The sequence below is a fragment of the Streptomyces sp. AC1-42W genome, assembly GCF_003248355.1.
Classification (GTDB): Bacteria; Actinomycetota; Actinomycetes; order Streptomycetales; family Streptomycetaceae; genus Streptomyces.
Genome location: NZ_QKWY01000001.1, coordinates 1338854 through 1356785, shown reverse-complemented (window position 1 = coordinate 1356785; position 17932 = coordinate 1338854). Strand labels below are relative to the sequence as shown.

Below are 17932 nucleotides of genomic sequence, written 5' to 3'. Positions count from 1 at the left end.
GCTTGTTTGTATCGTGGGGACCCGGTTTTTGACCACTTTCGCTGGAACCGGCATAGCGGTCAAAGTCCTCACAGTGGGTATTTCAGGTAGGCCGAGTCACGGCTCCGTCGTTGCATCGTCGCGCGGGAAGCGTTTCGGTGCCAACTCGGCGCCCACCCCGTGGGCCTCCGCTCGTTCAGGCTGCGGTGTGGCGCGCATCGCCGGGGCCGGGGCCGTAGCGTTCGGCGCGGAGGCGCTTGCGGTGGTCGCTGCGGCGGACGGCGACGACGATCACGATGGTCAGGCCGATGCCGAACCCGCACATCGGGAGCACGATCGCCAGAACCGAGCCGCGCATGAACTCAACGAATCCACCGGATTCCCCGACTGCGTATTGTGACGGCCCCTTGGACTCACAGGTGACCTCGTACGTGCCGGCCTGGCTCACTTCCAGGGCGAAGAGCGGGTTCCAGGTCTCGTCGCGGGTCCAGTAGAAGTCGATCCCCGGACCGCCGAGGCTGGGATCGCCCGGTCCGGCGATGCCGCACTTCTGGTCGTCGGACGGCCCACGGTTCTTGATCCAGATCGACTTGTCGCTGTCCGGTCCGAGCTGGAGGGAGACGGTGTCGCCGTCGGCGAACCTGTGGTGGGTGTCCACGGCGTCGGTCACGCTCTTGAACTGGTACACCCCGACGACCACGCCCAAGGCGGCCAGCACAACTACGATCGCGGCCGCTATGGCGTACCAAAAGCGGCCGGGTCTCAGTTCGTTCGCCGGTATCTGCGGCGGTGCGAAGGGCAGCATCGGTGCATCGTAAACCGGCCGTTATGGCTGGTTGGCGAGTGCCAAGTGCTTTGTGACTCAACGCGTACACCCCGCCGGAGAGCGTGTGGTTGGGGGCCGCCCTGCGCCTACGCCTCCTGCAACGATCGGCTCCGCGATGGCCCGCCGGCGCCGTGCCGAACGGTCCCCCCGGAGAACGGGCAGGTGGAGGCACGAGCTGCGCCCTTGGGGCGAGACCATCCCCGCGTGTGCGGGGAGCAGTTCCACACCTCCTGCCGCAGGAGCAGATGCAGGGGGCCATCCCCGCGTGTGCGGGGAGCAGGCTCTGCCGCCTGCGGGTTTACGTCGCCTGGCTACGGATGCCAACCGCCCCAGCAGCCCGGCGCCCCGCACCCACCCTCCGCAGGGTACGGGCGGCTCGGCGCCGAGCAGGCGGCGTCCTCTCCCTCCGGGAGAGGACCCACCTCACTGCTTGCCGTAGCCGACGGGCTCGACCGTGACGCCCGGGCCGGAGTCCGAACCGGCCTCCGTCACCGGGAGGCTGAGGCCGATGCGGAGTGTCTTGGAGTGCGTCTCGTTCGGCGGGGTCACGACGATGGAGACGATCCGGAGGCCGGTGCCGCCGGTGTTGTTGGGCGGGGTGTGGAGCATGAAGTGGGTCGTCCCGCCGCCGCCGAGCACAACCGCCTGCGGCGTGTTCGCGCTGCGGTCCGCGCTGAACGTGTCGCCGTCCGACGTGTTCAGGTCGACGCCGGGGAAGCCCTTGAGCGAGCAGGCGTCGCTGTCGTTCTTCATGCTGACCAGCACGTCCCCCTCGGCCATCCCGTGGTGGGCGGTGATCGTGAGATTGGCCGTCTTGCACGGGCCGGTGTTGACCTGGCCGCCACCGCTGCCCTTGTCGCTCCCGGAACCGGAATCGCTGCCGGAGTCGCCGCCCGTACCGCCACCGTCCGTACCGCCACCGTCCGTGGCGGCGCCACCGTTACCGCCGGTGCTGCCGCCGGTACCGCCAGTGGTGCCCGAGGAAGCCGCCGAGCCCTCGGCGGCGGGGGAGGACGCGGCGCCCTGCGGCGAGGACGCGTCGGTGCTGTCGTCCTGGCAAGCCGTCAGGCTCAGGCCCGCGAGGACGGCCACGGCGGCGAGGGTCAGCTTCTTCGTCAGCTTCGGCTGAGCGTGCATCGGGTCATCCTTGCTGTGATGTGGGAGGTGGTGCGCTGTTGATCATTAGGACAGGACCTCAACCCGCCTCGTTCCGATCGCGCGCCGCTGGAACGTGTCCCTGACAGACCTGTTACACAGCGTCCGGCACCCGGCCCGCCGTACGCAACTACCCGCGCACCGCCCGGAGCTGGGAGCCGGCCGCCCGTTGCCGCCCCCGTCCGCAAGGTGGCGGAACCGCTCCGTGTAACGAGCGGGCCGCGTTCACGGCAGCGCGTACGCGTACGCGCTGACCGGCCGGGGCCCACGGGCCCACGCCATCCCCGCACACGCGGGGAGCACTCCTTGGCGAGGCGGCGGGCCTCGTCCACCTTCGGGCCACCCCCGCGTCCGGCGGGGAACCGATCATCGCCCGGCACATTCCGGCTGACGCCCCGGAGGCCGTCCCCGTCCGCCTCGCGAATGCGCCGTTCCCGGCCTCCCCCGTACCCCCACCTCACAAACCGCGCCCCTCCTCGTCCAGCCAGACCCGCTCCCCCTCCCCGTTCACCGTCAGGCCGAAGCGTTCCCAGCCCGGACGCCCCTGCGCCACCCACCACTCGAAAGCGGCCCTCGCCTCGTCCCACAGGTGCCGGCCGCCGTGCTGCCATACGCGGGCCGCGTCCTCGCCGTCCGTCAGCAGCGCGCACGCCCAGGAGCGGTCCCTGCGGCTGTAGAGCCAGTGGGGCCGGGTGTCGCCGCGCGCCGGCGCGGCCACGTACGAGCAGTGCGGTACGCGCAGCCCCAGGGCGAAGGGCAGCGCGTCGAACCGGTCCGCGTCCGCCAGAGCCCTCACCGCATCCGCCGACACCAACGCATGCGGTACGGCCGGGAGTTGATGCGCGTACGCCTCATGGTCGAGCGGCGCCGTCCGGTGCGCCCGGAGCTTCATGAACTCGACCGGGCCCAGAAACCTGCCGCTCGCGCTCTCCCCCTCCGGGCCCACCCGGAGTCGTACCAGCGCGTCGGCGTTCGTGAACGCCGTACCCCACGGCGCCACGATGACGCCCCCGGGGCGCGTCTGCGTGATCCACGCGTACGGGATCGAGCGCACCCCGCACGTCGCGACCACCCGGTCGAACACCCCGCGTCCCGGCGCCCCCGCGCGGCCGTCGCCGTGCAGAACGTCCACCGGCATCCCGAAGTAGTGGGCGAGGGCGTCCCGCGCGCGGGACGCCACCCCCTCGTCCACCTCCACGGTCACCACGTTCTCCTCGCCGACCTTGTGGGCGAGGAGCGCCGCGTTCCAGCCCGTGCCCGTGCCGATCTCCAGGACACGGCAGTAGTCGTCCACCCGCAGGGCGTCGAGCATCCGGAACACCACGCTCGGCATCGACGCCGAGGACGTCGACACATTGCCGGGTTCGCGGCCCGCGTGGTGACCGTCGTCCCACTGCGTCACGATCGGCACGTCCGCGTGCGCGTACCCCCGCCACGCCTCCGCGTCCTCGGACCGCGATACGTGGATCGCCTTTCCGGCCGCCATGTCGAACGGCCAGATCGTGTCCGGCAGGAACGCCTCGCGGGGCACCCGTGCGTAGGCGTCGAGCCAGGCCGCCTTCAGGACGCCGCCCGTGGTGAGCGCGTAGCCCACCTCCTCGCGGGTCGGGTACTCCCGTACCGTCCACCCGCCCCCAGTGCTCGTGTGCGCGTGCGTGTTCGTGCTGTTCATCGTCGGTTCCGTCCTCTCTCCGTGTGTGCTGCCGGCGCGCCGTACGGGCCTGCTACAGGCGGTACTTGGCGCGCATCGCGTTCGTCTCCCGTACGCGTGCGCGGATGCCGTCCACCCGTCCCGCCGCGTCGGCCTCCGGCTCGGGCGGCTCCGGTCGCGGCGGGGCGTCCGGGCAGATCGCGGCCCCGCACTGACACGGCGGATACGCCGCGAGGGACGCGTAGCGGGAGAGGTCCGGCCCTCGCCGCAGCCCGCGATCCGGGGCGCTGCCGCCGGCGCGAGTGGGGAGCGGGCCGGGGGCCGGGGCGGTTCCATGCTCGATTCCAGGCACTCTTTCGTGTCCCTCCGTAGCCGTACCACTACCAGGAGCGCTCAGAGTGACCTAGCCTCACGGAGTCAGCAACGTGGCAGACAGGGAGGGCATCTTGGTCAACATCAAGGAACTGAATCCGGACGCATCGCCGCAGGCGGCCTACGGAGCACGGTTACGCAAGGTGCGCGAGTCACGCGGCTGGATTCAGGACCACCTCGCCTCGCTGGTCGGCTGCACCGGGCGCCACATCTCGGCAATCGAAACTGGTCGCAAATCTGCAACCCTGCCCTTCTCGCGGAGAACTGACATCGCGTTCGATCTGGTGGGGACACCTGAGTCGTTCGAACGCGAGTGGCGCGAGATCAGGCACGGCAGCATGCTGGAGGGCTTCCCGGAGTACGTGGGTTACGAGGGCCGGGCCGTGGAGATCCGGCTGTTCCGGATCGGCCTCGTCCCCGGGCTGATGCAGACTCGTGAGTACGCCCAAGCGCTGGCGGACGGTGACCTGCGACGTGGCTCCGTCACTCCCGAACAGGCGGAGGAACGCGTCACGTTCCTGCAAGAGAGGCAAGCAGCTCTCGTCCGGCCCCGACCACCGATGGTCTTCGTCGTCATGGACGAGAGCTGTCTCTTGCAGGCTGTCGGGGGGCCGAAAGTCATGGCTGCCCAACTCCAACGGCTGGAAGAGTTGGCGGCGCTCCCCAACTGGATCATCCACGTGGCGCCGTTCGAGATAGGAGTGCGGCGGGCATTCGACATGCCCATCAACCTGCTGACGCTGGCGGACCGATCCGTTGTCGCGTACGCCGAGTCCCAGATGCAGGGGTACGTCGAGCGAGAACAGTCGGCCGTGGTTCCCATGCTTACGACCTACCATCAACTGCAGGGCGAGACGCTGTCTCAAGCGGCGTCATTGGCCATGATCAGTCAGTTGCGAAAGGGCATCCCGTGACGAACGAACCCCTCTGCTGGTACAAGTCCTCGTACAGCTCGAACGGCGGCGACTGCATCGAGGCGGCCTTCAACCTCGTTGCGACGACCGGGATCGTCCCTGTCCGTGACTCCAAGCAGGGCGGCGGGCCGGTTGTAACCGTCTCCGCCGACACGTTCGCTTCGTTCGTACGCTGGGCCGGGGCTCGGGACGGCGAGTTCGGGGACGTCTGAGGCGCCACCGCCGCGCCCCCGATCGCGGGCGGCCTTATGCGAGCGGCTTGTGCATGACGATGCATGGGCGGCCGTGGGCCCTGTCGGTGCGCCGGTCGATCTCGCGCCAGCCGAGGGAGTGCCAGAAGGCGACGGCGTCGGGGTTGTTCTCCAGCACGGCGAGCCGAAGGCCGGGTCGGCCTTCGGCTCGGTACCGCTGTTCGACGAGGGCGACGAGTTGCCGGCCGATGCCCGTACGGTGGGAGTCCCCGCGCACCATCAGCAGCCCGATCCAGGGCAGGCCGTCCACCGGGTGCCGCGCGAGCAGGCAGACGATTCCGACGACTCGCCCGTCCTCGTCCCGCCCGAGCAACACCTCCCCGCCCTCCACGGCAGCCTCCGCCCGGAGATCGGCCTCCACCTTCGCGGCCTCGATGTGCTCGGGGTCGTGCTCGCCGGCGGCCTGCCAGTAGGCGGGGTTACCGGCGTAGAGATCGACTACGTCGGCGATCTCGTCGGGCAAGAAGGCGAGGGGGCCGAGGGTGAGGTGGGGTGGCGTGACTCCTCCCCCGGCTGAAGCCGGGGGCTTCTCGTTACGCCGGGTTGGCGTCGCGACGGACCAGCCCGGCCCGTAGAACGTTGGTGGCTCCCACTGTGTCGGCGTGCGCGTGGTGGCCGCACGAGACGCAGTGGAACTTTTCCTGTGTGGGCCGGTTCCCCTTCGCTGTGTGCCCGCATTCGGGGCAGGTGCGGGAGGTGTTGCGGGGGTCCACGGCGATCACTTCCCGTCCGGCGCTTTCAGCCTTGGCGTGCAGGATCGTCAGGAACACCCCCCATCCGGCATCGTTGATCGACTTGTTGAGCCCGGCCTTCGCGGCGGCGCCGTTGGGCAGGAAGGTGCCCGGCCGGTCGGGGTCGGGTTTCGGTGCGGGGGCCTTGCTCATGTTGCGGATCTTGAGGTCTTCGTGCGCGATGAAGTCGTGTGCGCGGACCAGGCCGAGCGCGGTCTTGTGGGCGTGGTCGAGCCGCTGGCGCCGCACCTTGCCGTGCAGTTGGGCGACCTTCTCCAGCGCACGCCGGTGGTTGGCGGTCCGATCCTTCGCCTTACACCGCGGGAACCGGGACAGGGCCTGCTGCGCTGCCTCCAGTTTCGCGGCCGCACGGTGGCCGTGGCGCGGGCTGGGCACGAACCCGCCGTTCGAGTCGGCGAGGAAGTTCGCGATGCCCAGATCGATACCGACCACGGAGCCGGTGGCGGGCAGCGGTTCGGGCTGGTCCTGCTCAGCGGTCAGCACGACGAACCACTTTCGGCCCTCGCGCTTCACCGACACCGTCTTGACGTGGCCGGCCACCGGGCGGTGCCGGTTGACCCTGACGTGGCCGACGCCCTGGAAACGGACCCGGGTGACGGGGTCGTGCGGGGTGGAGTTCCACCGGCAGCCGTCCCCGTCCTTGGGGAAGTCCACCGTGTCGAACCAGTTCACCCCGCGAAAGCGCGGATAGCCCGGGGCATCGCCGGACTTGACCCGGCGGAAGAACGCGGCGAACGCCTTGTCGAGACGGCGCAAGGTGGCCTGCTGTGAACTGAACGACCAGCGGCCCTGACGCTCCGGGTCGAACGCCCGGATCTCCTTGAGCTGCGCGGACTGCATCCCGTACTTGACGGTGGTCTTCGAGACGTGCCGCCAAGCGTCGCGGCGTTCCTGCAACGCCCCGTTGTAGAGGGAGCAGTGATCGGCCAGCATCTCGGCCAGCGCCTGCTCCTGGCGGACGGTGGGCCGCATGAGGAACTTGTACGCACGGATCATCCAGCCCACCCCCTCCGGCCAAGTCGGCTCGATCCTACTATACTTGGCGCATGTCACCGCGCTGGGAGCCAGACCCCGACATCCGACGAGGAAACCACGTCATCTTCAACCTCCACGCGCACTTGGTGTTCGTCACCAAATACCGACGCGAGATCTTCAACGACGACATGCTGACGCGCTGCGAGGCGCTCATGCGGGACGTGTGCGAGAGCTTCGGCGCACAGCTGCGGGAGTTCAACGGCGAGGGCGACCACGTCCACCTGCTCGTGCACTACCCGCCGAAAATCGCCCTGTCCAAGCTCGTCAACTCCCTCAAGGGCGTCAGCTCCCGATACCTGCGCGCGGAGTACACCGGCCGGATCAACCGGATCGGGACGGGATCCGTGTTCTGGTCCCCGTCCTACTTCGCGGGGTCCTGCGGCGGCGCACCCCTGAGCATCGTCAAGGACTACATCGAGAACCAGAAGCGCCCAGCCTGACCGTCACCCCGAAGAGCAGAGATCTCCGGCGCTGCGCGCCTCCGGGCCGAGGATCGCATTCCCGCCCGGCCTGAAGGCCGGGATTCCCTGCGAAGAACAAGGGATGGGGGTCAGGGTACGGGGGCTCGGTCCGGGCCGAGGCCGGGTGCTGGTGGGGCGGGGCCGCCAGGTGCGTACGGGGGGCCGGACCAGGGTGTTCCCGGGTGGTCCGGCCCTTGCCCGGCCGGTCAGCCGTTGCGCAGTGTGCGGTCGAGGAGGGGCAGCAGGCGGTCCCAGTGACGTTGCAGCCCGGCGGGGTCGAAGACGTCGGTGTCGGACACCGTGAACCCGTGGGCCGTGCCGGGGTAGATCTCGGAGGTGTAGTCGGCCTTCGCGGCGTCCAAGGCCTGGTTCAGCTCGCCAAGGGCTTGCGGTGTCAGGTCGTCCTCGGCGTGGCCGAAGTGGACCTGGGCGGTGATCGCCGCGAAGGCATCCGGCCCGGCCGCGCCCACCGGGGCGTGGAACGCGGCGAGGGCGGCCACCTGGGCGGGGAGGGCCGCGGCGGTGTGCGTCGCCAGGAGGCCGCCGATGCAGTAGCCGGTCACCCCGACCGGTCCGGCGCCGACCTCGGGCTGAGCGGTGAGGAAGCCGAGGTAGGCGTGGGCGTCGCTGAGGATGCGTTCGGTGGTGTGCGCCTCGATCAAGGGCACCAACTGGGCGATGAGCGCGGGCCGGTCCTCCTCCCCGATGTGCTCGGGAAGCTCGAACACCGGTGCCGGGCCGTTCCGGTAGAAGAAGTTGGGGACGAGCACGTAGTAGCCGTGGCCGGCCAGTTCGAGGGCCATCTCCCGCACCACGGGCCGGATGCCGAAGCCGTCCGCGTACATCAGCACGCCTGGGTGCCGCTCGCCGCGATCGGGGAACGCGGCGAAGGCATCGGCCTGGCCGTCCGGGGTGGGAATCCGCAGTGTCTTGGTGGGCATGAAGTCTCCTGTCGCGGTTGGTGTGTTGAGCCTGCGATCAACACGACGGAGGCGGTGCCCGTGCGGTGGTGCGGGGCCCTCGATCGAACGGCGGGCGCGGGCCGGACCGCCCGGCGCTCAGCAGAGCACCGGGTCACCGATCCGTGTGTGGCGCGATGCCGTCCCGGTATTCATCGCTGCGGAGTGTAGCCCACCGGGGGGGGCGGGGCGGTGTCCGGTACGTGGCGCGGCGCGGCGCGGCGGCGTTGGCCTCGATGGGAGGCGGCGCCCCTCGCCGTACGGTAGAACTCGCGCCTGGGTGCGTTGGCTTACGGGGTCGGGCCGGGGCCGGGCCTGTACGTGGCGGTGGGTTCGCTTGGCTGCTGCGGGGCATCCCTGCGGGGGCGGCGGGGAGCACGACTCGGCAATCCGGTCCAGGGTGTACTCCTCGTTCGTGTACGGGCCGATCAGCATGATGTCGAGCCGCCGCGAGATGACCTCGGTCCAGGATCATCGCTCGGAGTCGGTTGGTACCGGGCCCGCACAGACTCGCGGCCTCCAGCACGCCGTGCTACCGGGCCAGGCCGTCGTAGTGGGGGTGGAAGGCGCAGGGGTCGTCCCCGTCGCAGAAGACGATGTCCGTGGCATCCAGTTGCCCGGCGACCAGGTGGCCGCAGAGATGTCTTCTGTGATCCCTGGGGCCCGCCGGACAGAATCATGCGGGGCGCGTCGCGAGAGGTGTGACGGGTGAGGCCGGAACGTACGTCCTCCTGGAATATCTCTTCGATCCGGCTGTCGGTCAGGTGCCGTGCGACGGGGTCACTCACCGGTTCCCCCGATGCCGCAGATCGCGGCCGACTTCCCCGAGGCCTCCCGGAGGATCTCCTCGATCCGTTCCCGGTCGTCGGCGGACAGGCTGTCCCGCTCGGCCGGAAGGGGCGCGCTCCGCCCGCAGCTCCTGGGCGGCCTCCCGGGTCGGCGCTGCCCCTATTCGGGCGCTGTACGCGGAGATCAGCGCGTTGAGCAGAGCGCGGGCCTGCTCGTGGCGTCCATCTCGGCGACTGTCTGCCGAGCCTTGCCTGGCATCATTTCTCCCTTGGGCTCAGGCCATGGGTCCTACACTTCCACGTGGCAGTGAGCGGTCTGCCACATTCCCCATACCCGGGAGGCCCCCCATGGCACTGTCGCCCAGCGGATGGCGCAAGAGCACCTACAGCAGCGACTTCGAGGACGCTTGTGTGGAGGCCCGAGCAGCTGCGTCCACCGTGCACGTCCGAGACTCCAAGGACCTCTCCCGGCACCCTCTGGAGTTCTCCGGGCCGGCATGGCAGGTATTCCTCTCTGTCTGCAAGCAGCCGACGCCCCGAGACGTGTGACCCCGCTCACGCCAAAGGCCTCCGGGACACGGGGCCATCCCCGCGTGTGCGGGGAGCACACCGGCGCGAGGTCGTTGACCCTCCAGCCGGAGGGACCATCCCCGCGTGTGCGGGGAGCACGAAGTACAGGCCTTTGCCCTTCTCCTGGACGAGGGACCATCCCCGCGTGTGCGGGGAGCACGAGGACTGGGCCCTGTTGGTCCACACCGGCATGGGACCATCCCCGCGTGTGCGGGGAGCACTCTTCGTGACCTGCGCTTTTATCTCAGTGTTGCGTGGAAACTGACCACTTTCACGGACTCCGGCATATCAGGCCCATCATCTTGCTCCTATGCATACCAGGCCAACCCGCTCACCGTTCGGGTCCTCCATCGTGACGCGGCCGTTGAACCAACGTCTCTCCGTCAGCCTAGGCTGCGGTGGCCTGTCCGATCATGTTCGAAGGAGAAGTTCATGTTTGGCGCACCGCAAGGGGCTCGGCGGTGGGGGCTTCGGCTGGTTGTTCCAGGACCGGTTGTTCCACCCCTTCGGGGACTCCCGTGCGTGCGACGGCAGTCAGACGCGGCTTCCCCAGGTCATCCCTGCCGGAGACGCGCCGATACCCGTCGGCGCGTCCGACGTCCACTACTACACCCGGAACGGCATCGCCGAGGTCACCTTCACCAGCGCGGCCGGGTCGCCGACTACCTCCACCGTGTCGGCGTCCTCCCCGACGACGCGTCCCTGTTCGACCGGGAGTACGGTTCCAAAGCGGACGCCGAGGACGAGATCGCGCTGCCCGATGGCTTGTGCGGGTCGCCCCTGCGCGGCCCCGTCTGGGTCTACCGCGTCAGCGTCATGGTCGAGCGATCCCCCACCGACAACCTCTCCCTCCCCTGACGTGGACGGCCGGCGAGAAGCGCTCCCCGCCTCACTCCCCCGACCCCACCCGGTACACCACCTTGCCGTCCAACTCCTTGAAGCCCAGGCCCTCGTAGAAGCGTCGCGCGGGCGGGTTGTTCGTGTCCGCCATCCACTCCACCCGGCTGCACCCCGGCCGCGCCGACGCCACTTCGCGCAGTCCGGCCATCAAGCGGGCGCCCACCCCCTCGCCGCGCCACACGCGTCGCGTACGTACAGCTCCTTCAGGAACAGGGCGTGGGTCGTCCCCCGCGCCGGCCACAGAAACGAGTACGCGGCCAGGCCCGCGAGTCGGCCGTCGTCCGTGGCCGCGACCAGGGCGTGGGCCAGGGGTTGCGGGCCGAACAGGGCCTCCTTCGTCTGGGTGCGGCGTTCCGGCAAGGGCTGGAGGGCCGTCCCGCCGTAGAAGCGCTCGATCTCCTCGATCAGGTCCGCCAGCGCGGGGACGTCGTCCGGGTGGGCGGGGCGGATGGTCACGGTCATCGGTACGGCGCTCCTTCGGGTCGCGGCGAGGCGCGCCGGAGGGGCGCCCCCGTGTGACCATGCCCCCGCACGGGCCTCCGCCTCAACCGCGTACGCGCCCCGCCCCGCAGGGCCGGGCGTAAGGTGCCCGGATGATTGTGATTCCGGAAGAGTTCGCGCGGACCACCATCGCGCGCGAGGGGGACGCCGGGGCCGACTGGCTTCGGGAACTGCCGGGGCTGGCAGCCGAGTTGATCGACGGCTGGGCCTGTGTGCCGGACGGCGAGGTCATGTTCGGGGGCGTCGGCATCATCGTGCCGGTACGGCGGGACGGGGCGCCACCCGCCGTGCTGAAGGTGTCCTTCCCGCACCCCGGCAACGACCACGAGCCCGACGCCTTCGTCGCGTGGGGCGGGCGCGGGGCCGTCACGCTGTACGAGCGGGACGACGCCCGGTACGCGATGCTGCTGGAGCGGGCCACGCCGGTAACGCTCGCCGGGGCCGCCGAGGGCGACGAGGTGGTGACCGTCGCCGCGCGGCTCGGGCGGCGACTGGCCGTGCCCGCCCCGGCCGGGCTGCCCCGGCTCAGCGACCAGGCCGACGCGTGGGAGGCCGAGCTGCGCAAGGACGCCGCCGAGCTGACGCACGCGCTGCCGCGCCCCGTGCTGGAGGCCGCCCTCGCGACCGTACGGGAACTGGCCCGACAGCAGCCGGACACCCTGGTCCACGGCGACCTGCACGCCGGCAACATCCTGCGCGCCGAACGCGAGCCCTGGCTGGCCGTCGACCCCAAGGGCTACGCCGGCGACCCGGCGTACGACGCGGGCACCCTGCTCAAGTCGCGGGCGTTCACCCTCGCCGAAGCGGACGACTTGGACGCGGCCGTGCGCCGGGTGATCGCCGTCTACGCGGACGCGGCCGAGCTGGACCGCGAACGCGTACGCCGCTGGGCCCAGTTGCACGCGGTGCAGGCCGCGTTCTGGGCGCGCCGGCACGGCTTCCGCGTGGCCCGGGGCGGCCCGCAACTGGAATGGATCACGGCGTTCGCGGACCGGCTGGCGGAGCTGCTCACCTAACGGACGAGCCGAGGCCGGCGGGCGCCCCGCCCAACACCCCGGTCCCCCACCTCGTACGCCGACCCCGCCCCGTACGCCGATTCCGTTCCCGTACCCCGCGTGCCCAAACGCCGTCCCGTGCTCGTACGCCGGCCCCGTCCCCGTACCCCGTGCCCAAACGCCGTCTCCGTCCCCGTACCCGTACGCCGCCCCCGTACCCCGTGCCCGTACGCCACCACCCCATGCGCACCCCACCCCTCCGACCACTCCCCCTCCGGCGACCCGACCTCACAAAACAGCCGCCCACTTCGTCGGACCCTGTGAAACGACGACAGCGCCCCATCTCGCCACGCCGGAGTCCCTCATGCGTATCGCCTACCTCACCGTCACCGCCCTCGGCATCCTCTTCAACGGCGCCGCGGCCGTGACGTACCTCATCGGGCACGACTACCCCAAGACGCAGGCCGACATGAAGGGCATCCCGCGCAAGTACGTGCCCGTGCTCGGGCTGTTGCTGGCCGCCGGGACCCTCGGGCTGGCGGCCGGGTTCGCCGTGCCGGCGCTCGGCACCCTCGCCGCCTCCGGGCTCGTCCTCTACTTCATCGGGGCGATCACCGCCCACCTGCGGGTCGGCTCCCGGAACATCGTCGGCGGGATCGTCTTCCTCGCGACCGCCGTCGCGGCTTTGATCCTGGGCGTGCAGCACCACGGCGCCTGGTAGGCCCCACTCCGAGGCCCCAGCCCCCCACCCCGCCCCATCCCAAGCCATCCGACCTCTTGACGTGCTCCTGACCGGAATGGCTTCATGGTTGCACACTGAGCATGGGAGCGCTCCCACACTCAGTGACCGCCCCTCCTCCCCCATCCCTGGAGCCGCAATGAGTACCGCGAGCTACGCAGCGAGACATACCGTGAAGCGCCCCGCTTCCGTCATTCTCACCGTCCTGGCCACCCTCCTCGGGGTCCTCGGCCTCGGCGCCCTCACCCCCGCGCAGGCCGCCCCCGCCCCGGCGGCCCCGGCCGACGCCGCCGCCACCACCGGGCTGCACATCAGTGACGGCCGGCTCGTCGAGGGCAACGGGAACGACTTCATCATGCGCGGGGTCAACCACGCGCACACCTGGTACCCCGGCGAGACCCAGTCGCTGGCCGACATCAAGGCGACCGGGGCCAACACCGTCCGCGTCGTGCTGTCCGACGGCTACCGCTGGAGCGAGAACGGGCCCGACGACGTCGCCTCCGTCGTCGCGCAGTGCAAGGCGAACCGGCTGATCTGCGTCCTGGAGGTGCACGACACCACCGGGTACGGGGAGGACTCCGCCGCCGGCACGCTGGACCACGCGGCCGACTACTGGATCGGCCTCAAGGACGTCCTCGACGGCCAGGAGGACTACATCGTCATCAACATCGGCAACGAGCCCTGGGGCAACACGGACCCGGCCGGCTGGACCGCCCCCACCACCGCCGCGATCGAGAAGCTGCGGGCCGCCGGGTTCGCGCACACGATCATGGTGGACGCGCCCAACTGGGGCCAGGACTGGCAGAACGTCATGCGGGACAACGCGCAGGCGGTCTACGACGCCGACACCACCGGCAACCTGCTCTTCTCGATCCACATGTACAGCGTCTACAACACCGCCCAGAAGGTCACCGACTACCTGAACACCTTCGTGGACGCCGGACTGCCCCTGGTCATCGGTGAGTTCGGCGGGCCCGCCGACCAGTACGGCGACCCGGACGAGGACACCATGATGTCCGAGGCGCAGCGGCTCGGGCTCGGCTGGATCGCCTGGTCCTGGAGCGGCAACACCGACCCGATCCTCGACCTGACCATCGGCTTCGACCCGGCGCGGCTCAGCTCCTGGGGCGAGCGCGTCTTCCACGGCGCGAACGGCATCGCCCAGACCTCCCGCGAGGCCACGGTCTACGGCGGGCCCGCCGAGGAGGACACCGAGGCCCCCACCGCACCGGGCACCCCCGTCGCCTCGGCCGTGACCGACACCTCCGCCACGCTGACCTGGGCCGCCTCCTCCGACAACGTTGCTGTCGCCGGGTACGACGTCGTCCGCGTCAACGGCACCGCGGAGACCGTGGTCGCCTCCTCCGCCACCACGGGCGTGACCGTCACCGGACTGACCGCCGACACCGCGTACTCCTTCGCCGTCTACGCGCGCGACGCGGCCGGCAACCGTTCCGTTCGGTCGGCCGCCGTGAGCGTGACCACGGACGAGGCCCCGACGACGCCGGCCGGCAGCTGCACGGTCGGGTACAAGGTGGTCGGCCAGTGGCCGGGCGGCTTCCAGGGCGAGATCACCATCCGCAACACCGGCACCGCCGCCGTCGACGGCTGGACGCTCGGCTTCGACTTCGCCGACGGCCAGACCATCACCAACATGTGGGGCGGTACGCCGACCCGGTCCGGCGCCTCGGTGAGCGTGGCGCCGGCCGCGTACACCGCCACGATCGCCCCGAATGGCTCGGTGACCGTGGGCTTCACCGGCAGCCAGAACGGTACGAACAGCGTCCCGGCCGCGTTCACCCTCAGCGGCGCGGCCTGCGCCACCGCGTGACCCGGTGCCGTCCGGCGGGGGCCGCGACCCCCGCCGGACGGTGTCCGTACCGGCCGCGCCTAGCCGGTGACGGAGGCAGCACGCTCGTACGTCACGTACGCCGCTCCGCTTCCCAGGACCGTGTGGTCCGCGAGCACCCAGGCCGCAGGTTCGAACGCCGCGTTCCGGCCGAACAGCGGAATGCCGGAGCCGATCGTCGTCGGGCTCAGCTTGAGGATCAGCCGGTCGATCTGCCCGTAGAGGACCCCGGCCAGTTCGCCGCCGCCGACCAGCCAGATGTCCTTGCCGTCCTCCCGTTTCAACTCCCGTACGCGCGCCACCGGGTCGGTCGCGACGATCTCCACGGCCGGGTCGGGGCTCTCGCCGAGGGTGCGGGAGAAGACGAGGTGGCGCAGATGCGGGTAGGCGTCCGTCACACCGGCGTCCAGGCCGATCCGGTAGGAGCGGCGGCCCTCCAGGATCGTGTCGAAGTGCGTGCCCTCCGCCGTCACGCCGAGCGCGGCCCGCGCCGGGCCGGGCAGCGTCTCCGGGTACTCGGCGATCAGGTGCTTGAGGTAGTCCTCCGGGATGGGCCAGAAGCCGTCGGGCCCGGTGGGGTCGGAGCCGTCCGGTCCGGCGATGAAGCCGTCCAGGGTCGCGGCGATGTAGTAGACGAGCTTGCGCACATGGGGCCTTTCGTCCGGGGGCGGCCACCGTACGCGGGACCGCCGGCCGCCCATGATCAAACAGGCGCCCGGAGCAGGCAACGGGAATCCGGTCTTCCGGTGAGTGGGGGCAGCGGGGGCACACCCCTTGGGCCCGCTGGGTCCGATAGGTGCTCAGGGGGCGCCGTGCCCCGGCGATTTGGATAAAGTGCCGTTTCTACAGCAGCGGCTCTCCGGGGGAGTTACGAGTTCATGAGCGGTCAGCAGCCAGCCAGAGGCGACGCCTCGCAGGTCTTCCAGCCCCTCGCGGCCGACGACCCGACCACCATCGCCGGGTACCGGCTGGCCGCCAAGCTCGGCGCGGGCGGCATGGGCAAGGTGTATCTGTCGTACACGCCGGGCGGGCGGCCCGTCGCGATCAAGGTGATCCGGCCCGAGTTCGGCGAGGACGCGGAGTTCCGGCGGCGGTTCGCTCAGGAGGTGCAGTCCGCGCAGCGCGTGCAGGGGCTGTTCACCGCGCCCGTGATCGACGCGGACACCGAGGGCGCGCAGCCCTGGCTCGCCACCGCGTACGTGCCGGGTCCCTCGCTCGCCGACGCGGTCGTGGCGCACGGCGCGCTGCCGGTCGAGACGGTGCTGCTGATGATCGCGGGCATGGCGGAGGCGCTGCACGTCATCCACGGGGCGGGGATCGTCCACCGCGACCTCAAGCCGTCGAACGTGCTGCTCGCGGCGGACGGGCCGCGCGTCATCGACTTCGGCATCGCCTACGCGGCGGACGCCACGTCGCTCACGGGCAGCGGGGTCACCATCGGCACCCCGTCGTTCATGGCGCCCGAGCAGGCCGCCGGTCGCCGGGTCACGCCCGCGACGGACATCTTCGCGCTGGGCCAGGTCGCGGCGTTCGCCTCCACGGGCTCGCCCGCGTTCGGCGAGGGCACCTCACACGGGGTGCTGTACCGGATCGTGCACGAGGAGCCGGACCTGACCGGGGTGCCGGAGCGGCTGATGGAGCTGGTCGGGCGCTGCCTGGCGAAGGACGCGGCGGACCGGCCCTCGGTCGCCGAGGTGATCCGGCTGTGCCAGACCGCGAACGCGGAGACGGTGCTGCGGCGGCCGGAGGACTGGCTGCCGAAGCCGGTCGCCGCCGACATCACCGTACGGGCGGCCGCGCCGGCCCCCGTACAGACGCCGCCGCCTCCGCCGTCCGCACCCGCCGCCGCGCCCACGCCCGCGCCCACTCCCACGCCCGCCGCGCCCGCGACGCCGCCGGCCCAGGCGCCCGCCGCCCCCGCGACGCCCGCCGCGCCGCCGGTGCAGGACGCGCCCCCCGCTCCCGCCGCCCCGGTCGCGTACTCGCCGACCGCTCCGGCGCCGAGCACCCCGCCGCCGGGGTACGGTCCGCCGGTCACGCCCGCGCCGGGGCACGGGCCCGCGCCGGTGGCGCCGGGGCCGTACGGCGCGCAGGGCGGCTACCAGCAGGCGCAGCCGTCGTACGGGTACCCGGGGCCCGCGTACACCGGGGGCGGCGTCACGCAGCCGACCGCGCAGGTGGCGCAGCCCGCGCCCCCGAAGCGCCGGCGCGGTCGGGCCGCCGCCCTGGCGATCGTCGCCGCGCTGCTGTTCGGTGTGGCGGGCGGGGGTACGGCGTACTTCCTGCTGAAGGACGACGGCAAGGAGGACAAGGCCGGGGCCGTCACCCAGGACAAGAACGAGCCGAAGCCGACGAAGAGTTCCCGGCCCAGCTCGGACGACACGGCCGGGACGGACTCGGGTGCGGGCACGGAGGACGACGGGGAGACGCGGCAGCCGGACGGGCAGACGCCCGCGACGACTGACCCGACGCCGGACGACTTCCCCGGCATCAACCTGACGCGGGGCTACCACCTGACGTTCGGGGACGCGGAGGTGCGTCCGCAGGACGGTGTGGACGGCGAGTACGAGCTGGCGTACGACTCCGGCTACCTGGAGGCGGAGAGCGACGGCGGCAAGCTGACCCTCCTCGACCCCGGCCAGGAGGGTTCGCTGGACGTCTGCCGCGCGGAGACGCGCTTCGCGTCGAGCATCTCCATCGAGAAGCTGTCCAAGGGCCGCCAGGTGTGCGTGACCACCGGAACCGGGCACATGGGCCTGGTGACGTTCCAGGCGAAGTCCCCGGAGGACTCACCGAGCGACTACATCACCCTCGACGTGACGGTATGGCGCAACGCGGTCCGGTGACACCGGCCTCCGGACGCGGTTGCCGAGGTGTGGGAGCTGTCGGAGATGCCGAGAATCCGGGCGACTCGTTCGGGTAGGTCCCGGATGATGCGGTCAGCCAGGCAGGCACCGCCGACCACGCCCAGGGCATCGGCGTCCGCTGTCGCCGGGACCGGGTGAGGACGGGCTGGAACGGGGAGCGGCACCGGCCGGGCACATGGCAGCGGAAGCCGAGCCGGCCAGCGGGCCCCGGAGCAGCCCGCTGCCCCCCTGCTCTGCGATCTCCTCAATGGTTCAGGCTGGCACACATCAACAACACGCTGCCCAGGCGATACCACCGCCCCTGACGGCTACGAGAATCGGGCACGCGATCCAGATAGCGGCGCAGACGGCCGGTATCAGCCTGGCCC

Annotated in this window: 17 protein-coding genes and 1 pseudogene; 8 read left to right on the top strand and 10 right to left on the bottom strand. The window is 71.1% G+C overall.

Going from position 1 to position 17932, the window contains the following annotated elements; all coding sequences use genetic code 11:
* Positions 1-175: 175 nt before the first annotated feature.
* The 4 genes from DNK56_RS06210 to DNK56_RS34620 form a co-directional block, all read right to left on the bottom strand.
* Positions 176-784, bottom strand: a complete 609-nt coding sequence (locus tag DNK56_RS06210) for a hypothetical protein (protein ID WP_146610522.1) — start codon at positions 782-784, stop codon at positions 176-178.
* 444 nt (positions 785-1228) lie between these two features.
* On the bottom strand, positions 1229-1942 hold the full coding sequence (locus DNK56_RS06200; RefSeq protein WP_111331194.1) for a DUF4232 domain-containing protein: 714 nt from the start codon (positions 1940-1942) through the stop codon (positions 1229-1231).
* A gap of 475 nt (positions 1943-2417) precedes the next feature.
* The gene (locus tag DNK56_RS06195; RefSeq protein ID WP_111331192.1) at positions 2418-3632 is read right to left on the bottom strand and encodes a methyltransferase domain-containing protein; all 1215 of its coding nucleotides are present in this window, start codon (positions 3630-3632) and stop codon (positions 2418-2420) included.
* 52 nt (positions 3633-3684) lie between these two features.
* The gene (locus tag DNK56_RS34620; RefSeq protein ID WP_111415645.1) at positions 3685-3963 is read right to left on the bottom strand and encodes a hypothetical protein; all 279 of its coding nucleotides are present in this window, start codon (positions 3961-3963) and stop codon (positions 3685-3687) included.
* Between the two features lie 94 nt (positions 3964-4057).
* Here DNK56_RS34620 and DNK56_RS06190 point away from each other — a divergent pair, with 94 nt between their 5' ends.
* Together DNK56_RS06190 and DNK56_RS06185 are read left to right on the top strand one after the other, a co-directional pair.
* Positions 4058-4897 (top strand): helix-turn-helix domain-containing protein, encoded by an 840-nt coding sequence (locus DNK56_RS06190; RefSeq protein WP_111335523.1) that lies wholly within the window; start codon positions 4058-4060, stop codon positions 4895-4897.
* Positions 4894-5109, top strand: a complete 216-nt coding sequence (locus DNK56_RS06185; protein WP_111331190.1) for a DUF397 domain-containing protein — start codon at positions 4894-4896, stop codon at positions 5107-5109. Before DNK56_RS06190 ends, DNK56_RS06185 begins: the two co-directional genes overlap by 4 nt.
* Before the next feature lie 34 nt (positions 5110-5143).
* Here the strand turns inward: DNK56_RS06185 and DNK56_RS06180 are convergent, their stop codons facing one another.
* Both DNK56_RS06180 and DNK56_RS06175 read right to left on the bottom strand, forming a co-directional pair.
* On the bottom strand, positions 5144-5611 hold the full coding sequence (locus tag DNK56_RS06180) for a GNAT family N-acetyltransferase (RefSeq protein WP_111331188.1): 468 nt from the start codon (positions 5609-5611) through the stop codon (positions 5144-5146).
* A 70-nt stretch (positions 5612-5681) separates the two neighbouring features.
* Positions 5682-6896 carry an RNA-guided endonuclease InsQ/TnpB family protein gene (locus tag DNK56_RS06175; RefSeq protein WP_111335521.1) on the bottom strand — a complete coding sequence of 405 codons (1215 nt, stop codon included), beginning with the start codon at positions 6894-6896 and terminating at the stop codon, positions 5682-5684.
* A gap of 50 nt (positions 6897-6946) precedes the next feature.
* On the opposite strand from DNK56_RS06175, the gene tnpA reads away from it, so the two are divergent.
* Positions 6947-7375, top strand: a complete 429-nt coding sequence (tnpA, locus tag DNK56_RS06170) for an IS200/IS605 family transposase (protein WP_111331186.1) — start codon at positions 6947-6949, stop codon at positions 7373-7375.
* 227 nt (positions 7376-7602) lie between these two features.
* On the opposite strand, the gene DNK56_RS06165 is transcribed toward tnpA, so the two are convergent.
* Positions 7603-8337 carry a dienelactone hydrolase family protein gene (locus tag DNK56_RS06165; protein WP_111331184.1) on the bottom strand — a complete coding sequence of 245 codons (735 nt, stop codon included), beginning with the start codon at positions 8335-8337 and terminating at the stop codon, positions 7603-7605.
* A gap of 1154 nt (positions 8338-9491) precedes the next feature.
* On the opposite strand from DNK56_RS06165, the gene DNK56_RS06150 reads away from it, so the two are divergent.
* Complete coding sequence (locus DNK56_RS06150) at positions 9492-9692, top strand: DUF397 domain-containing protein (protein WP_111331178.1); 201 nt, start codon at positions 9492-9494, stop codon at positions 9690-9692.
* A gap of 1012 nt (positions 9693-10704) precedes the next feature.
* Here DNK56_RS06150 and DNK56_RS36650 read toward each other — a convergent pair.
* Both DNK56_RS36650 and DNK56_RS06140 read right to left on the bottom strand, forming a co-directional pair.
* Positions 10705-10761: pseudogene (locus tag DNK56_RS36650) on the bottom strand (GNAT family N-acetyltransferase); the annotation flags it as partial.
* Positions 10761-11075 (bottom strand): GNAT family N-acetyltransferase, encoded by a 315-nt coding sequence (locus tag DNK56_RS06140; RefSeq protein WP_342211068.1) that lies wholly within the window; start codon positions 11073-11075, stop codon positions 10761-10763. The pseudogene DNK56_RS36650 and the gene DNK56_RS06140, both read right to left, overlap by 1 nt.
* Before the next feature lie 131 nt (positions 11076-11206).
* Here DNK56_RS06140 and DNK56_RS06135 point away from each other — a divergent pair, with 131 nt between their 5' ends.
* The 3 genes from DNK56_RS06135 (at position 11207) to DNK56_RS06125 (ending at position 14679) form a co-directional block, all read left to right on the top strand.
* Positions 11207-12130 carry an aminoglycoside phosphotransferase family protein gene (locus DNK56_RS06135; RefSeq protein WP_111331176.1) on the top strand — a complete coding sequence of 308 codons (924 nt, stop codon included), beginning with the start codon at positions 11207-11209 and terminating at the stop codon, positions 12128-12130.
* A 343-nt stretch (positions 12131-12473) separates the two neighbouring features.
* The gene (locus DNK56_RS06130; protein WP_111331174.1) at positions 12474-12830 is read left to right on the top strand and encodes a DoxX family protein; all 357 of its coding nucleotides are present in this window, start codon (positions 12474-12476) and stop codon (positions 12828-12830) included.
* Between the two features lie 157 nt (positions 12831-12987).
* Positions 12988-14679, top strand: a complete 1692-nt coding sequence (locus DNK56_RS06125) for a cellulase family glycosylhydrolase (protein WP_111331172.1) — start codon at positions 12988-12990, stop codon at positions 14677-14679.
* 59 nt (positions 14680-14738) lie between these two features.
* Here DNK56_RS06125 and DNK56_RS06120 read toward each other — a convergent pair whose 3' ends face one another.
* Complete coding sequence (locus DNK56_RS06120; protein ID WP_111331170.1) at positions 14739-15344, bottom strand: dihydrofolate reductase family protein; 606 nt, start codon at positions 15342-15344, stop codon at positions 14739-14741.
* A 231-nt stretch (positions 15345-15575) separates the two neighbouring features.
* On the opposite strand from DNK56_RS06120, the gene DNK56_RS06115 reads away from it, so the two are divergent.
* Positions 15576-17543: a serine/threonine-protein kinase gene (locus tag DNK56_RS06115; protein ID WP_111331168.1), complete on the top strand. Its 1968-nt coding sequence runs from the start codon at positions 15576-15578 to the stop codon at positions 17541-17543.
* Positions 17544-17932 lie beyond the last annotated feature (389 nt).

What these genes read in the sequence shown, in the direction of transcription:
- DNK56_RS06175 (WP_111335521.1), bottom strand. Translation starts at nt 6,896, where the DNA reads ATGATCCGTGCGTACAAGTTCCTCATGCGGCCCACCGTCCGCCAGGAG.
- DNK56_RS06115 (WP_111331168.1), top strand. Translation starts at nt 15,576, where the DNA reads ATGAGCGGTCAGCAGCCAGCCAGAGGCGACGCCTCGCAGGTCTTCCAG.
- DNK56_RS06165 (WP_111331184.1), bottom strand. Translation starts at nt 8,337, where the DNA reads ATGCCCACCAAGACACTGCGGATTCCCACCCCGGACGGCCAGGCCGAT.
- DNK56_RS06195 (WP_111331192.1), bottom strand. Translation starts at nt 3,632, where the DNA reads ATGAACAGCACGAACACGCACGCGCACACGAGCACTGGGGGCGGGTGG.
- DNK56_RS06150 (WP_111331178.1), top strand. Translation starts at nt 9,492, where the DNA reads ATGGCACTGTCGCCCAGCGGATGGCGCAAGAGCACCTACAGCAGCGAC.
- DNK56_RS06130 (WP_111331174.1), top strand. Translation starts at nt 12,474, where the DNA reads ATGCGTATCGCCTACCTCACCGTCACCGCCCTCGGCATCCTCTTCAAC.
- DNK56_RS06200 (WP_111331194.1), bottom strand. Translation starts at nt 1,942, where the DNA reads ATGCACGCTCAGCCGAAGCTGACGAAGAAGCTGACCCTCGCCGCCGTG.
- DNK56_RS06210 (WP_146610522.1), bottom strand. Translation starts at nt 784, where the DNA reads ATGCTGCCCTTCGCACCGCCGCAGATACCGGCGAACGAACTGAGACCC.
- DNK56_RS06135 (WP_111331176.1), top strand. Translation starts at nt 11,207, where the DNA reads ATGATTGTGATTCCGGAAGAGTTCGCGCGGACCACCATCGCGCGCGAG.
- tnpA (WP_111331186.1), top strand. Translation starts at nt 6,947, where the DNA reads ATGTCACCGCGCTGGGAGCCAGACCCCGACATCCGACGAGGAAACCAC.
- DNK56_RS06140 (WP_342211068.1), bottom strand. Translation starts at nt 11,075, where the DNA reads ATGACCGTGACCATCCGCCCCGCCCACCCGGACGACGTCCCCGCGCTG.
- DNK56_RS06125 (WP_111331172.1), top strand. Translation starts at nt 12,988, where the DNA reads ATGAGTACCGCGAGCTACGCAGCGAGACATACCGTGAAGCGCCCCGCT.